10 protein-coding genes are annotated in these 14,068 nt (G+C 73.0%); 2 read left to right on the top strand and 8 right to left on the bottom strand.

Annotated features, from left to right (window positions below; translation table 11 throughout):
* Nucleotides 1-77: 77 nt before the first annotated feature.
* The 3 genes from nrfD to fdh are packed head-to-tail and all read right to left on the bottom strand — an operon-like array spanning nt 78 to nt 5,156.
* Nucleotides 78-1,193: an NrfD/PsrC family molybdoenzyme membrane anchor subunit gene (gene nrfD, locus ABGB14_RS31120; protein WP_347647396.1), complete on the bottom strand. Its 1,116-nt coding sequence runs from the start codon at nt 1,191-1,193 to the stop codon at nt 78-80.
* A complete protein-coding gene (locus ABGB14_RS31115; protein ID WP_347647395.1) occupies nt 1,190-1,987 on the bottom strand; it encodes a 4Fe-4S dicluster domain-containing protein in 798 nt (265 codons plus the stop codon). The genes nrfD and ABGB14_RS31115 overlap by 4 nt, the downstream gene beginning before the upstream one ends.
* Entirely contained in the window at nt 1,980-5,156 is a 3,177-nt protein-coding gene (gene fdh / locus ABGB14_RS31110; protein WP_347647394.1) for a formate dehydrogenase, read from the bottom strand. The genes ABGB14_RS31115 and fdh overlap by 8 nt, the downstream gene beginning before the upstream one ends.
* A gap of 140 nt (nt 5,157-5,296) precedes the next feature.
* On the opposite strand from fdh, the gene ABGB14_RS31105 reads away from it, so the two are divergent.
* Nucleotides 5,297-6,817: an alpha/beta hydrolase gene (locus tag ABGB14_RS31105; protein ID WP_347647393.1), complete on the top strand. Its 1,521-nt coding sequence runs from the start codon at nt 5,297-5,299 to the stop codon at nt 6,815-6,817.
* Nucleotides 6,818-6,906: 89 nt separating this feature from the next.
* On the top strand, nt 6,907-7,287 hold the full coding sequence (locus ABGB14_RS31100; protein ID WP_347647503.1) for a zinc-binding dehydrogenase: 381 nt from the start codon (nt 6,907-6,909) through the stop codon (nt 7,285-7,287).
* A gap of 47 nt (nt 7,288-7,334) precedes the next feature.
* Here the strand turns inward: ABGB14_RS31100 and ABGB14_RS31095 are convergent, their stop codons facing one another.
* The 5 genes from ABGB14_RS31095 to ABGB14_RS31075 form a co-directional block, all read right to left on the bottom strand.
* On the bottom strand, nt 7,335-8,675 hold the full coding sequence (locus tag ABGB14_RS31095; RefSeq protein WP_347647392.1) for an FAD-dependent oxidoreductase: 1,341 nt from the start codon (nt 8,673-8,675) through the stop codon (nt 7,335-7,337).
* Between the two features lie 93 nt (nt 8,676-8,768).
* A complete protein-coding gene (locus ABGB14_RS31090) occupies nt 8,769-10,832 on the bottom strand; it encodes a hypothetical protein (RefSeq protein ID WP_347647391.1) in 2,064 nt (687 codons plus the stop codon).
* On the bottom strand, nt 10,829-12,115 hold the full coding sequence (locus ABGB14_RS31085; RefSeq protein ID WP_347647390.1) for an extracellular solute-binding protein: 1,287 nt from the start codon (nt 12,113-12,115) through the stop codon (nt 10,829-10,831). The genes ABGB14_RS31090 and ABGB14_RS31085 overlap by 4 nt, the downstream gene beginning before the upstream one ends.
* A 77-nt stretch (nt 12,116-12,192) precedes the next feature.
* Nucleotides 12,193-13,047: a carbohydrate ABC transporter permease gene (locus ABGB14_RS31080; protein ID WP_347647389.1), complete on the bottom strand. Its 855-nt coding sequence runs from the start codon at nt 13,045-13,047 to the stop codon at nt 12,193-12,195.
* Nucleotides 13,037-13,855, bottom strand: a complete 819-nt coding sequence (locus tag ABGB14_RS31075) for a sugar ABC transporter permease (RefSeq protein WP_347647502.1) — start codon at nt 13,853-13,855, stop codon at nt 13,037-13,039. Before ABGB14_RS31075 ends, ABGB14_RS31080 begins: the two co-directional genes overlap by 11 nt.
* Nucleotides 13,856-14,068 lie beyond the last annotated feature (213 nt).

Genomic DNA, 14,068 nt, shown 5'->3' with positions numbered 1-14,068 from the left:
CGCGTCTCGTCCCTCACGAGAACCTGCCGCCAGGAGCCGTCGACGGGTGGGCGACGTCCCCCGCGACGGCCTCACCGTCAGGAGCCGGCATCGCCTGGGAGGTGTCCCGCGCGAGGGCCGTCGCCATCCGAGCCCCCGTCGTGCGGGAGGTGCCCGGCGCGAGGACCGTCGCCGACAGAGCCGCCGACAGAGCCGCCGACAGAGCCGCCCTCGTGCGGGAGGCGTCCGGCGTGCGGGCCGTCACCGTCAGGAGCGGGTGCCGAGGCCGCGTCGAGGCGTTGGCGTTGGGGGACGACGGTGTACTTCGGGTCGGCGGCCGAGGCGCGGCCCGCTTCCAGGATGCCGAAGCGGGTGCACAGGGAGCCTGCCGTGAGGGCGGCCCCGGCCAGGGCGGTGAGGGCGCGGCTGCGCCCTGCGACCACCGCGAGCAGCCCGCCGCCCACCGTCAGGGCACGCGCCGCACGCATGAGCCGGCCGGCCCGGCCCGTCCGGTACGGCTCCCCGACGAACCCGAGCCGCCGTTCCATCACCGCGCCCGCCACCGTCTCCGTGGCCGCTCCGAGCGCGGCCACGGCACGGGCCGGGCCGGCCTGGGCCCGGGGCGTGCCGAGCATGGCGACCGCGCCCGCCGCGGCCATGGCGCTGCCCGCGAACAGGAACGGCAGCTCCCGGTACGCCTCGTGCCAGGCGGGTACGGCGGTGTCGGCGACCAGGACGGCGGTGTAGGTGGCGGTCAGCGGCCCGGTCACCCCGGTGGCCAGCAGCGCCGCGTCGCCGGCGGCCGGCAGGACGCCGGGCAGGACTCCCGGCACTGCGCCGGGCAGGACTCCGGGCAGAGCGACCGCCGACAGCCCGCCCTGGGCGGCGAGGATCCACGAGCCGACGCTCATCGGGGAGGTGGGCTTGAAGATCCGCAACATGTTGAGGAACCGTTCCGGCCTGCCCAGCTCGGCGGCGAGCAGGGCGGCTCCGAGGGACGCCCCGGCGGCCGCCGCGATGCGGGCGGTGCGGTCCAGGCGGGTGCGGCCGGTCAGCCGGGCCATGACGGCGATGGTGGACGAGGCTCCCGACATCCCTCCCAGATAGAGATATGTCGGCATATGGGGCTCGTGCCAGACGGGCGGCTTGAGCACCGGGCGTCCGTAGTAGGACCGGAACTCCGCCTCCGGCACCACCTCCCGCTCCCGCGTCACCGCCGCTCCCCCCTGCGCGCCGGCCCGAGGAAGGCGAGGGCCACGGCGCCCGCCGCCGACAGCGCGGCCGCGCCCGCCCAGCGCCACATGGCCGGCAGGTCACGGGTGGTCACCACGGGATCCGGCGGCAGGCCGTACACCTCGGGCTCGTCCAGCAGCAGGAAGAACGCCCCCGCGCCGCCCACGCCGTCGCCGGGGCTCTCGCCGTACAGGCGGGCCTCCTCGTGGCCGTCGTCGCGCAGCCGGGTCACCCGTTCCTCGGCGCGCTCCCGCAACTCGTCGAGCGGCCCGAACTGGATCGAGTCGGTGGGGCACGCCTTGGCGCAGGCCGGTTCGAGGCCGCCGAGCTGGCGGTCGTAGCACATCGTGCACTTCCAGGCCCGCCCGTCGTCCTCCCGCCGGTCGATCACGCCGTACGGGCAGGCGGGCACGCAGTAGCCGCACCCGTTGCAGATGTCGGCCTGCACCACCACCGTGTCGAACTCGGTCCTGAACAGCGCCCCGGTCGGGCAGACGTCCAGGCAGGCGGCGTGCGTGCAGTGCTTGCACACGTCGGAGGACATCAGCCACCGGTCCACGCCCTCCTCGTCGCCGGCGCGCACCGGCCGTGACTGCTCGATGAAGGCGACGTGCCGCCAGGTGTTCGCCCCCAGCATGCCGGTGTTGTCGTAGGAGGTCGCCTCGAAGACGAAGCCGTCGTCGGGGATCTGGTTCCACTCCTTGCAGGCGACCTCGCACGCCTTGCACCCGATGCAGACGCTCGTGTCGGTGAAGAACCCCATCCGCTCAGCCATGGCGGTACCTCTCCAGCAGATCCAGCGCCGCCGGGCCCCTCGGCCGGCGGCCCGGCCGCACGTCACAGGTCATGGCCTTGCCCTCCTGGATGTAGACGTTCGGGTCGAGCACCAGCGGCATCAGGTCGTTGGCGACGTCACCGGTGACCAGGCCGCGTCCGCCCCACCCCCAGTGGTACGGCAGCCCGACCTGGTGCACGATCCCGCCCCCGACGCGCAGCGGCCGCATCCGCCCGGTGACCAGCACCCTGGCCTCCACCACGGCGCGGCTGGTCACGATCGTGGCCCAGCCGCCGTTGACCAGTCCCACCTCAGCGGCGAGCTGCGGGGACACCTCGCAGAACAGCTCGGGCTGCAACTCGGCGAGGTAGGCCAGCGGCCGGCTCATGGCGCCCGCGGTGTGGTGCTCGGTCAGCCGGTACGTCGTCAGCACGTACGGGAACCGTCCGTCCGGCACGTTGTACGGGCTCTCGGGCCGGTGGTAGGTGCGGCGGGCCGGGTTGGCCTGCTGGGTGTAGAGCGGGTTGGCGACCGGCGACTCGTGGGGTTCGTAGTGGGCGGGCAGCGGGCCGTCGACGAGTCCGGACGGCACGTACAGCCAGCCCTTGCCGTCGGACTGCATGATGAACGGGTCGGTCCCGGCGAGCGCGTCCTGGGCGCGGGCGCCTTCGGGCGGCACGTAGCCGGGCGGCTTGCCGATCTCGCAGTCGGGCACGTCGTCCCCGGTCCACTCGCCGCGCTCGGCGTCCCACCACACGTACGCCTTGCGCTCGCTCCACGGGCGGCCCTCGGGGTCGGCGGAGGCCCGGTTGTAGAGGATGCGCCGGTTGGCCGGCCAGGCCCAGCCCCATTCGGGCGCCACGGCGCTCTGCTCCCGGCCGGGGCGGCGGCGGGCGGCCTGGTTGACCTCGTCGGCGTACACGCCGCAGTAGATCCAGCAGCCGCAGCGCGTGGAGCCGTCGGGCTGGAGCTGGGTGGAGGTCGACAGGGCGCGCCCGTCGGGGCCGACCCCGTTGATCTCGCGGAGCACGGCCTCGGCCGAGGGCTCGCGGTGCACGCCGTGCTCCGGGTAGTCCCAGGTCAGCTCGCGTACCGGCCGGTCGATCTCGTCGCCGGTCATCCGCTGTCTGAGGAGCTTGCCGAGGTGGTGGTAGAACCACAGCTCGCTGCGGCAGTCGCCGGGCGGGTCGAGCGCCTTCTCCCGCCACTGGAGCAGCCGCTGGGTGTTGGTGAACGTGCCCTCCTTCTCCACGTGGCTCGCGGCGGGCAGGAAGAACACCTCGGTCCCGATGTCCTCGGTGCGCAGCTCGCCCGTCTCCAGCTCCGGGCCGTCCAGCCAGAACGTGGCGGTCTCCACCAGGGTCAGGTCCCGGACGACGAGCCAGTCGAGGTTGGCCAGGCCGAGGCGCTGGGCCCGGCCGCCGGAGGAGCCGACGGCGGGGTTCTCCCCGACCACGAAATAGCCTTTCACCGTGCCGTCGATCTGGCCCATCACGGTGGTGTAGTGGCCGTGGTCGCCGGTCATGCGCGGCAGGTGGCCGAAGCAGAAGTCGTTCTCCTCGGTGGCGGCCTCGCCCCACCACGCCTTGAGCAGGCTCACCAGGTAGGAGCGCCGGTTGCCCCAGAAGCCCGTCGTGCCGCCCTCCACCTCCAGGTAGTGGTCGAGGCCGCCGTGCCGCCCGGCGTGCGGCATGTCCAGGTAGCCGGGCAGGATGTTGAACAACGTCGGAATGTCGGTCGAGCCCTGGATGCTGGCGTGGCCGCGCAGCGCCAGGATGCCGCCGCCGGGCCGTCCCATGTTGCCGAGGAGGAGCTGCAGGATCGAGGCGGTGCGGATGTACTGCGCGCCGACGGTGTGCTGGGTCCAGCCGACCGAGTAGACCCAGGCGGTGGTGCGCTCGCGGCCGGAGTTGGCGGTCACCGCCTCGGCCAGCTCGGCGAAACCGTCGCGCGGGATGCCGCACAGCCGCTCGACCAGCTCCGGGGTGTAGCGGGCGAAATGCCGTTTCACGATCTGGTAGACGCAGCGCGGGTGGCTGAGCGTCGGGTCGGTGTGCGGGCTGGGGTGCGCGCCGGGCCCGCCCGCGCCGTAGGCGTCCGCGCCGGCCGCCTCCGCGTCCTCGGGCCCGCCCTCCGCCTGAGCGGCCGGGGGCTGCTCGCCCGCGGGCTCGTACGCCCAGCTCCTCGGGTCGTACGTGGCCGTCTCCTGATTCCAGCCGGAGAACAGGCCGTCGAGGTCCTCGGTGTCACGGAAGTCCTCGGACACGATCGTGGCGGCGTTGGTGTAGGCCAGCACGTACTCGCGGAAGTCCAGCTCGTTCTCCAGCACGTGGTTGATCAGCGCGCCGAGCAGCACGATGTCGCTGCCCGCGCGGATCGGCAGGTGCCGGTCGGCCAGCGCGCTCGTACGGGTGAAGCGCGGGTCGACGTGGTAGACCCTGGCCCCGCGGGCCTTCGCCTCCATCACCCACTGGAAACCGACGGGGTGGCATTCGGCCATGTTGGAGCCCTGGATGACGATGCAGTCCGCGCCTGCCAGGTCCTGCTGGAAGGTGGTCGCGCCGCCACGCCCGAAGCTGGTCCCCAGACCGGGGACGGTGGAGGAGTGTCAAATGCGGGCCTGGTTCTCGACCTGGATGGCTCCGAGGGCGGTGTAGAGCTTCTTCATGAGGTAGTTCTCTTCGTCGTCGAGCGTCGCCCCGCCCAGGCTGGCGATGCCCAGCGTGCGGCGCACGACCTTGCCCTCGTGGCTCTCCTCCCAGGTCTCCCGCCGGGTGCGCGCCACCCGGTCGGCGATCATCTCCATCGCGGTGTCCAGGTCGAGGCGCTCCCAGGCGGTGCCGTGCGGCCTGCGGTAGAGCACCTCGGTCTGGCGGCCGGGATGGGTGACGAGCTGCTTGCTGGCCGAGCCCTTGGGGCACAGCCGGCCACGGGAGACGGGCGAGTCGGGATCTCCCTCGATCTGGGTGACCGCACCGTCCTTGACGTAGACGAGCTGGCCGCACCCGACGGCGCAGTAGGGGCAGATCGAGCGGGCGACCGTGCCGGCGTCCTCGGTGCGGGGGCGCAGGGCGTCGGTGCGGGCCGAGCGTGCCGCGTCGCTCCTGCCGTCCTCGCCGGCGAGCTGGCGCATCACCGGCCACCGGGCCAGCCATCCCCTTCCTGGCATGATGCGGCTTCTGCCCGTTTTCGCGTGGCCCATTCGGGCGGCTCAGTCAAATTCAGGGCACGTGACGGCCCGTTCGGCCGAGGGGAGATCGGCCGAACGGCCGATGCCGGGCCGGGGCGGCCCGCGAAGAATGCTCCCCCGTGAACTTCCTGCGCATGCTCATCGCCGTCACGTCCGCCTCGGCGATCGGCCTGGTCGGCGGGGCCTCCGCCGACGCCGGCGCCCGCCCCTCCCCCGCTGCTCCCGGCGGCCTGTCGTGGAGGGCGTGCCCCGACCGGCCGGGCGCCGAGTGCGGCGTCATCAAGGTGCCGCTCGACTGGAGCGCCCCCGAGGGGGCGACGATCGACCTGGCCGTCGTACGCCGAAAGGCCACCGGCCCCGGCTCCCGGGTCGGCACCCTGTTCTACAACCCCGGTGGCCCGGGCGTGCCGGCCGCGCTTCTCGTGCGCGACCACGCGTCCGGCACCTTCTCCGACGAGTTGCGCCGCCGCTTCGACATCGTCGGCATCGACCCGCGGGGCGTGGGCGCGAGCACGCCCGCGGTGCGGTGCGGACTGCCCGTCCACGACCCCGCGATCAGCCAGTTCCCGAAGAGCCGGACCGGCTACGAGCGCCTCGTCGCGTCCAGCAGGGCCGTCGGCCGCAGTTGTGCCCGGGGCACCGGCCCTCTGCTCGGCCACCTCGGCACCGCCGACGTCGCTCGCGACTTCGACGCGGTACGGGCCGCGCTCGGCGTGGCGAAGGTGAGCTTCTTCGGCAAGTCGTACGGCAGCATGCTCGGCGCGCGGTACGCCCGGATGTTCCCCGATCGGGTGCGCACGATGGCGCTGGACGGCGCGGTCGACCAGGGCATCCCCACGTCCAGGCTGGTCGTCGACGCGGCCGGGGCGGTGGAGGACTCCTTCGGCCGCTTCACCGCCTGGTGCGCGGGCACCGCGACGTGCGCCCTGCACGGCCGCGATGCCGGCACGGTGTGGGACAGCCTGGTCGCCAGGGCCGAGCGCGAACCGATCGGGGTGCGCGGCGGCCGGCCGTTGACCGCCGGCGAACTGCGCTACACCGCCTACGCGTTCCTCACCGGCATCCCGGAGTTCGCCGGAGGGCTGGCCACCGCGATCGCGCAGGCCGAGCGGGGGGACGCCCAGCTCTTCGCGTCCATGCGGGCCCAGGCGCTGGACGACCCGGTGAGCACGGCCGCCTACCGCTCGATCCTCTGCACGGACGTCGACCCCCGCATCCGCGGCTACCGTGACGTGCGCGACCGGATGCGGCGGGTCGCCAAGGCGGCCCCCCACATGCGCGGCACGTCGGAGTTCTGGGACATGACCGTGAGCTGCGCGGGCTGGCCGGTGGCCCCGGCCCGCGCACCGCACGCGCGGCCGATCAAGGGGCTGCCGCCCGTCCTGGTGGTCGGCAACACCCACGACCCCGCCACCCCGCTCCGCTGGGCGCGCAGCCTCTCCGCCCGCATCCGGGGCTCCGGCCTGCTGACCTACGACGGCGACGGCCACACCGCCTACCGAAGGTCCGCCTGCGCGACCCGGCACGTCGACGCCTACCTCGTGACGGGAAGGCTGCCCGCCGCCGGGACCGTGTGCCGGGCGCGGCCCGGCGCCCACAAGAACGGGACTTCGGGGCGCTCCACGACGTCGAAGAGCTGATCGGGCGCGGCGCTCAGCCCCGTCACGGATCTCGCGGCGCAGCGCGGGCATGAGCGGCACGTGCGGCCGAGTTCGGCGGCCCCGATGTCCTGCACCTCATCGATGCCGAGGAGCCCCACGCCGGCCCCGGTCAAGTACGCATCGCCGTGCGCGCGGCGGGCGTGAACCCGCACGACTGGAGGGTCCGTGAGGGCGCTGTGGCAGAAGGCGTGATCCGCGAGCTCGTCGAGCTGACCGGGGACCCGCAGAAGGTGATCTCCATCGCCGATCTCGCCGCGCCGGAGTTCGGTGTCCGCTTCTCCGGCGTGGCCGGGAGCATGCCGGAGGCGCTCGCCGAGGCTGCCGGCCTCATCTCGCGGGGCAGGCTCCACATCCCGGTCGAGAAGTCGTACACCCTGGCCGAGGCCCTCCAGGCGTGCATCGACAGCCAAGCCGGTCACACCCGCGGGCGCCGGGTCATGATCGTTTGAGCCGTTTCCCCGGCACGGCTCTCGATGGCGTCCGGTCCGGCCGGAGCTCATGCTGGGGTTCGCCCGGAGGGCTCCGGCCCGGCGGAGGGCTGGATGCTCAGCTGTTCGGCCCGGGAGAGCTCGGCGGCGGCGTCCGGGACCAGCCCGAGGCTGACGGTCTGGCGGCTGACCAGCCCGGCCAGCGCCCAGTCGGCGGCGACCCGCAGCCGGGTGCCGGCGGCGGGCAGGGCGAACAGGTGGTACGCGCCGGTGATCGCCGCCGCCGCCCGGCCCGTCACCCGCAGGCCGAACGGCGCGGCGACGGCCTGCCCGCCGCCCAGATCGGCCACGGCGCCCAGGTCGCGGTGCCGGTACGGCCTGGCCCGCCCATGACCGAGACCGGCGGCGACGTTGCGGGCGGCGGCGTGGCCCTGCCGCATCGCGTGCTGGGCGGTCTGCGGGCACACCGACCCCGGGCGGGTCAGGTCGGGCACCGCCGCCGCGTCCCCGAGGGCGACGACGTCGGGCCGTCCGGGTACGGCCAGGTCGGCGCCCACCACGATCCGGCCCTTCTCCGTCGGCAGCCCGAGCTCGCCCACCAGGGGGCAGGCGGCGACGCCCGCCGTCCACACCAGCAGCCGGCACGCCACCGTGGTGCCGTCGTTCAGGTGGACCGTGTCGGCGGTCAGCCGGTCGACGGCGGCGCCGAGCCGTACCTCGACGTCCCGGGCACGCAGGATGGCCAGCGCGCGCTCGGACAGCCCGGGGTCCAGGTGCGAGAGGACCCGGTGGCCGGGGTCGACCATGATCCAGCGGATGTGCTCGGCCCGCAGCCGGGGGTAGGCGGCCAGCGCCGAGCGCACGAACATCCGCATCTGCGCGACGTACTCCGTGCCCGCCAGCCCCGCACCGACCACCACGAAGGTGGTGTACGCCGCGCGCTCGGCCCCGTCGCGCAGCCCGTCGGCCAGTTCGAGCTGCGCCAGCACCCGCTCGCGCAGGTAGACCGCCTCGATGATGGTCTTGAAGCCGTGCGCGTGCTCCGTCAGGCCGGGGATGTCGAACGCGCGGGTGACGCTGCCGGGGGCGAGCACGAGCCGGTCCCAGCCGATGCCGCTGACGTTCCCGTCGCGGTCGCGCACCGTCACCGTGCGCGCGTCCAGGTCGATCCCGATCGCCTCCCCCGGCTTGAGCCGGGTGCGCCGCAGCCCTCGCAGCGGGACCGCCGCGTCCGCCGGGTTGATGACACCGGCCGCGACCTGGGGAAGCAGCGGGGTGTAGAGGTGGTAGTCGGAAGGGTTGACGAGGACGAGCTCCGCGGCGCCCCGAGGCAGCCTCCGTTCCAGGCCCCGCAGGCAGGAGAACCCGCCGAACCCCGCACCCACGACCACGACCCTCGGCTTCGCCATCTCCACCCCCGTGCCATGCCATCTGGCCGGGCGGAGACGCTTTCAACCCTCCTTTCCCCGATCAGGGCCGTCCGTTGCCCCTTTCGGTAAGGGTCAGGGCAGCGGCAGCAGGCCCTCGTGGCGGATCTGCCAGGAGGCGGGGAACCCGGGGGCGGGCGGGCCGCCGTCCCAGCCCCTGGCCATGAGGGCGACCGCCGCCAGCAGGCCGCCGTTGCCCGGCAGGTAGACGGGCAGGGACGCGGTCTGCCGGTTGTGGCCGTTCGGCAGGCAGGCGTTCTTGGCCACGGGCATCAGCAGGGCGTCCACGGCCGTCTCCGGCTCGCCGAGCCGCGTCGCGGTCATGGCGATGGCCGGGTAGTCCCAGCCCCAGGTGCTCTCCCAGTCCCACGTGGCGAGCACGTCGCGCAGCGTCGCGCGCATGATCTCCGGGTCGATGAGCCGGGTGGGCGGGACGAAGCCCAGGGCGTACAGCATCGACGGGTGGTCGTCCCGCACGGTGTACGGCGGGGCGTCCATCGCGGCGTACACCCCGTCGCGCACCAGCGGGCGGGCCATGCCGGCGGCGACCTGCGCCCACACCGGCTCGGGCGGCAGGCCCAGCAGCCGCCGCCAGCGCTGGGCCACCTCCAGCGCCCACGACCAGTACGCGAGCTCGAACGTCGGGTTGGCGGCGCTCGCCCGCACGTCCGCGTACGACTCCTGGGCCGGCACCAGCGGCGGCCCCAGCCCGTGCCCGCCCGGGCCCCTGGTCGCGAAGGCGGCCATGAACGCGGCCGTGTCGAGCACGACGCCGGCGTACTCGGCCAGCGCCCGAGGGCCGGTCGCGCGGCGCACCAGCTCGGCCAGGAAGATCGGATGCGGCTGCTGCCAGAGCAGGAACGGCCCGATCGGGCTAGGGCTCTCCCGCCCGTCGGGGCCGACCTGCTTGGGCCAGCGCGCCCCCGGGCAACCCTGCGCCCTGGCCGTCTCGCGGGCCCGCGGCAGGATGGAGGCGTACCAGCCGAGGCTGCGTTCGAGCAGCTCCGCCCGCCCCCACAGGGGGAAGTGCGCCGCGTGCCACCAGTGCATCTCCAGGTGGAAGCGGCCGCGCCAGCTGTTGGCCATCAGCCCGGTCTCCGCCGGAGGGGTGGAGCCGGCGCAGTGGATCGCGGTGAGGTACTGCGAGAGCACGACGCGGCGTTCGAGCTCGGGAGCCCGCGCGTCGCCGGCGCCCGACAGGTCCACCGCGCCGCCCGTGCTCCAGAAGCGCGCCCAGTGGCGGCCGGACGCGGCGGCGACCTCGCCGAAGCCGGGGAGCTCGCCGCCGGCGGCGGGCGCGAAGGCGACCACCAGCTCCGCGGCCGGCTCGGTGAAGGTGAGCAGCACCTCGTGCGGCCCGTCCTGCGCGGCCCGTCCGCCGCCGGTCATGGCCACCGCCACGCCGTACGCGGTGCCGTCGAGCGCCCGCTCCACCGTGCATCCGCCCGGAGCGGGCCGCACCTTCGAGGAGTGCGCGCCGGGACGCGACCAGTCGGCCGCGTTCCCCCACGCCTGCGACCCGTACGGGAACGCCAGCCGCACCGCGAGACCGCCCGCCAGCAGCGGCGACTCGACCCGCACGGCGAGCACGTCGCGCTCGGGATGGCAGGCTGTGGTGACCCGGACCGGCGCGCCGCGCAGCAGGTAGCGGCTGGTGATCACGCCGGTCCACAGGTCGAGCCGCTGGTGGATCCCGGTGAGGTCGCCGGGGGTCAGCGGCGGGCCGGCGGTCGCGGCGAACCCGATCCGGCCGAGGTCCAGCCGGTGCGGGTTGGCCCGCAACCATGCCTCGGCGGCCGAGGCGGGCGACTCGCCCGAGCCGCTCAGATCGCCTGCCATGTCCACGTACGGCACCGGCCCGCGTGGCGTGTCGTACATGCGGGTCGTCTCTCCCGGCTCGTACGCGCCGGGAACGCTGTGCCAGCCCCACGCGGACATGGTGGCCAGCAGCGTCCCCGGCCAGGCGGCGGTGCGGTCCTCGACCGGGTGGGCGTCCGAAAAGGTCTGCAACCCGGTGACGTCGACCGTGCAGCAGAACTCCCCGTTGCCCACCGACAGCGGCGACTCCGGCACGATCCGCGTCACCTCGACCGCGTGCCGGCCGACGAGCGCGCGGCGGTCGATCCCGGCCCCGGTCACTGCTGGATCGCCGTCCCGACCTGCTGGATGAAGTCGGCGGCCGCCTCGGCCGGCTTCTGCCGGTCGAACAGCACCTCGGCGTTGACCCGGTCGAGGATCTTGGGCGTGTCGGTGGAGCCCGCGGGCCCGATCACCAGCGGCGGTCCTGCCTTGGGCGTCAGGTCGTCGATGAACTCGGCCTGGGCCTTCTCCTCCTCGCCGAGCACGCTCGCGATGGCCTGCCGTACGTCGGAGTTGGCCGGGATGCCGCGGTCGGCGAGGATGATCTTTCCGGCGTCGGGGCCGTTCACCAGGAAGTCCACGAACCTGGCCGCTTCCTCCGGGTGCTCGCTCCTGGCGTTGATGCTGTAGATCTGCGACGCCTGGAGCCACATGCCCGGCTGCGTGGCGCCGGTCTCGCCGGGCACCCGGATGAGCTTCAGCGGCTTGCCCGCGGCCTTGGTCAGCGAGGTGAGCTGGTTGCTCCAGTCGAACTGCATCGCGGCCAGGCCGCGGCCCATCAGCGACTGCTCGGGGGCGGGCTGGGTGATGAGCTCGGCCGTCTGCGAGGCGGGCGGGGTCGCCCCGGCGTCGCGGAGTTCGAGGGTCATCGTCCACCAGCCGGCCAGCGTCGCGGCGCTGATGCCGACCTTGCCGTCGGCGGTGTAGAGGGCCTCGCCGCGCTGGCGCGAGTAGACGTCCAGCATGTCGGTCCTGGTGGGGTCGGCCAGCGCGAACGTGCCCTTGGGCAGCTTGCCGGCCAGTTCTCTGGCGATGCGCCTGAAGTCGTCCCAGGTCCAGGTGTCGCCGTCGGGCACCTCCACGCCCGCCTTCTCGAACACGGCGGGGTTGATCACGGTGGCGATCGTGTTGACCCCGGAGGGCACGCCGTACTGGATGCCGCCGAACTTGCCGTTGTCCAGCGCCGCGGCGCCGATCTTGTCGGTCTTGAGGGTCACTTTGGACAGGTCGAGCAGGGCGCCGCGGTCGCCGTACTCGCGCGGGTAGGCGCCGCCGAGGGTGATGACGTCGGGCGCGCGCCCGGCGGCCACCTCGGTGGCCAGCCGGTCGAAGTAGGAGTTGAAGTCGGTGTAGGAGCCCTTGACCGTGATGCCGGGGTTCTTGGCCTGGAACGCGTCGATGACCTTCTGGGTGGCATCGGCGCGGTCGTTGTTGCCCCACCAGCCGAAGCGCAGCTCGACGGTGCCGTCGCCGCTCTCCGGCGACCCGCCGCCGCAGGCGGAGACCGCCAGCATGACGCCGGCCAGGCAGAGCGCCGCGAGCCTTCTGGACCTTCGTGACATCGGTCCTTTCCTTTCTGCTGATATAGAACGTTTTAATCGCCCGTGCGGTGACGCCCGCGTGACCTGCCGTGCCGGGATCACTTGAAGCCCGTGGTCGCGATGCCCTGGGTCAGGTAACGCTGACCGGCGAGGAAGAAGCCGAAGATGGGCATCAGCCCGACGATGGACATGGCGAACAGCTCACCCCAGGCCGTCTCACCCTGGCCGTCCATGAACGACCGCAGCGCCACCGGCATCGTCCACAGCTCGGGATCGGTCAGGAAGATGAGCTGGCTGAAGAAGTCGTTCCAGGTCCAGATGAACGTGAACAGCGCCGAGGTCGCCAGCGCGGGAACCGACAGCGGGATGATGATCCGCCAGTAGATCCTGATGTGGCCGCAGCCGTCGATGCGGGCCGCCTCGTCGAGCTCGCTGGGCAGGCCGCGGATGAACTGCACCATCAGGAAGATGAAGAACGCGTCGTGCGCCAGGAACTTCGGCACCACCAGCGGCAGGTTGGTGTTGATCCAGTCGAGCTGGGAGAACAGCACGTACTGCGGGACGATGAGCACGTGGATGGGCAACATCAGCGTGGCCAGCATCGCGGCGAAGAAGAGGTTGCGGCCCCGGAACCTCAGCCGGGCGAACGCGTAGGCCGCCAGCGAGCACGACAGCAGGTTGCCGGCCACCGCGAGGATCGCGATCACCGCGGAGTTCCACAGGTAGAAGTGGAACGGGTGGCTCAGCGCCCCCCAGCCCTCGACGTAGTTGCCCAGGTCGAGCTCGGTCGGCCAGATCGAGGGGTCACGGAAGATCGTCTCGGTGGGCTTGACGGAGCTGGACACCATCCACAACAGCGGATAGAGCATCACCAGCCCGAAGCCGATGAGCAGCACGTGCCTCGGCAGCCGCCACGACCGGCGGCGGCGCGATGGCCTCAGCTCAGTTGCCATAGAACACCCACCGCTTGGCGAAGAGGAAGTTGAGCCCGGTCAGGACGGCGATGATGGCCAGCAGCACCCACGCCATCGCGGAGGCGTAGCCCATGTCGAAGGAGCCGAAGCCGCGCTCGTAGAGGTAGAGCGTGTAGAGCAGGGTGGCGTCGGACGGGCCGCCGCGACCCCCGCTGATCACGAACGCCTGGGTGAAGCTCTGGAAGGCGCCGATCAGCTGCAGCACGAGGTTGAAGAAGATGATCGGCGTCAGCAGCGGGAGCGTGATGCGGAAGAACCTCGACACCGGGCCCGCGCCGTCGACCTCCGCCGCCTCGTAGTAGGAGTGCGGGATCTGGCGCAGCCCGGCCAGGAAGATCACCATCGGCGCGCCGAACGTCCACGCGTTGAGCACGATGAGCGTGCCCAGGGCGAAGTCGGGGTGGGCGACCCAGCTGACGCCCTCGATGCCGGCCATCGCGAGCACCTGGTTGACCAGGCCCTCCTTGCCGAAGATCTGCCGCCACAGGATCGCGACGGACACGCTGCCCGCGAGCAGCGACGGCAGGTAGTAGACCGAGCGGTAGAAGCTCAGCCCGCGCACACCCCGGTTGAGCAGCAGCGCCAGCGCCAGCGCCAGGACCAGCTGGACGGGAACCGACACGAACACGTAGAGGAACGTGACCCCGAGCGACTTGTGCAGCCGCGGATCGGCCAGCATCTGCCGGTAGTTGTCCAGCCCCAGCCATTCGGGCGGCTTGAGCAGGGTGTATTCGGTGAACGACAGGTAGAGGGAGGCCAGGATCGGCCCCACGGTGAACAGCGCCATGCCGATGAGCCACGGCGTCAGGAAGAGATAGCCGATGCGGTCGCGCGCGGGGCCGCTCGGCGAGGACCGCCGTCGCCGCCGCCTCACCCTCGCGAGAGGGGGCTCTCGCTCGGGCGGGGCGACGGCCGGGGTCGAACGGTTGCTCATAGACCACCCCTTGCCGATCGCGCGGGGGATGCGCGTGTCAGGGCGACCGGGGCCAAGGTGCCGTCC

The organism is Nonomuraea sp. B10E15, assembly GCF_039871615.1.
Classification (GTDB): Bacteria; Actinomycetota; Actinomycetes; order Streptosporangiales; family Streptosporangiaceae; genus Nonomuraea.
This window is presented reverse-complemented; position numbering and strand designations above follow the sequence as displayed.

Coding starts and splice junctions, on each gene's coding strand:
- ABGB14_RS31095 (WP_347647392.1), bottom strand. CDS start 8,675: ATGGCGAAGCCGAGGGTCGTGGTCGTGGGTGCGGGGTTCGGCGGGTTC.
- ABGB14_RS31115 (WP_347647395.1), bottom strand. CDS start 1,987: ATGGCTGAGCGGATGGGGTTCTTCACCGACACGAGCGTCTGCATCGGG.
- ABGB14_RS31075 (WP_347647502.1), bottom strand. CDS start 13,855: ATGGCGCTGTTCACCGTGGGGCCGATCCTGGCCTCCCTCTACCTGTCG.
- ABGB14_RS31080 (WP_347647389.1), bottom strand. CDS start 13,047: ATGGCAACTGAGCTGAGGCCATCGCGCCGCCGCCGGTCGTGGCGGCTG.
- ABGB14_RS31085 (WP_347647390.1), bottom strand. CDS start 12,115: ATGTCACGAAGGTCCAGAAGGCTCGCGGCGCTCTGCCTGGCCGGCGTC.